Origin of the sequence: Vibrio sp. YT-15 (assembly GCF_033337445.1) — a bacterium.
Taxonomy (GTDB): Bacteria; Pseudomonadota; Gammaproteobacteria; order Enterobacterales; family Vibrionaceae; genus Vibrio; species Vibrio alginolyticus.
In genome coordinates, this window is sequence record NZ_JAWOQR010000131.1 from 1 (window position 1) to 1,150 (window position 1,150).

Sequence of the window (1,150 nt, forward strand, 5' to 3'; positions counted from 1 at the left end):
CCCACTCTATTGTAAACAAGACATTTTTATCTTTTATATTCAATGGCTTATTTTCCTGCTAATTGGTAATACCATGAAAAATACCATGCTCAGAAAAGGCTTAACAATATTTTGAAAAATTGCCTACTGAGCGCTGCCGCACAGCTCCATAGGCCGCTTTCCTGGCTTTGCTTCCAGATGTATGCTATTCTGCTCCTGCAGCTAATGGATCACCGCAAACAGGTTACTCGCCTGGGGATTCCCTTTCGACCCGAGCATCCGTATGAGACTCATGCTCGATTATTATTATTATAGAAGCCCCCATGAATAAATCGCTCATCATTTTCGGCATCGTCAACATAACCTCGGACAGTTTCTCCGATGGAGGCCGGTATCTGGCGCCAGACGCAGCCATTGCGCAGGCGCGTAAGCTGATGGCCGAGGGGGCAGATGTGATCGACCTCGGTCCGGCATCCAGCAATCCCGACGCCGCGCCTGTTTCGTCCGACACAGAAATCGCGCGTATCGCGCCGGTGCTGGACGCGCTCAAGGCAGATGGCATTCCCGTCTCGCTCGACAGTTATCAACCCGCGACGCAAGCCTATGCCTTGTCGCGTGGTGTAGCCTATCTCAATGATATTCGCGGTTTTCCAGACGCTGCGTTCTATCCGCAATTGGCGAAATCATCTGCCAAACTCGTCGTTATGCATTCGGTGCAAGACGGGCAGGCAGATCGGCGCGAGGCACCCGCTGGCGACATCATGGATCACATTGCGGCGTTCTTTGACGCGCGCATCGCGGCGCTGACGGGTGCCGGTATCAAACGCAACCGCCTTGTCCTTGATCCCGGCATGGGGTTTTTTCTGGGGGCTGCTCCCGAAACCTCGCTCTCGGTGCTGGCGCGGTTCGATGAATTGCGGCTGCGCTTCGATTTGCCGGTGCTTCTGTCTGTTTCGCGCAAATCCTTTCTGCGCGCGCTCACAGGCCGTGGTCCGGGGGATGTCGGGGCCGCGACACTCGCTGCAGAGCTTGCCGCCGCCGCAGGTGGAGCTGACTTCATCCGCACACACGAGCCGCGCCCCTTGCGCGACGGGCTGGCGGTATTGGCGGCGCTGAAAGAAACCGCAAGAATTCGTTAACTGCACATTCGGGATATTTCTCTATATTCGCG

1 protein-coding gene is annotated in these 1,150 nt (G+C 55.5%); it reads left to right on the forward strand.

Features of this window, described 5'->3' with window-relative positions; translation table 11 throughout:
* Positions 1-302 precede the first annotated feature (302 nt).
* Positions 303-1,118: a sulfonamide-resistant dihydropteroate synthase Sul2 gene (sul2, locus tag R7D93_RS25805; RefSeq protein ID WP_001043260.1), complete on the forward strand. Its 816-nt coding sequence runs from the start codon at positions 303-305 to the stop codon at positions 1,116-1,118.
* Positions 1,119-1,150: the final 32 nt, after the last annotated feature.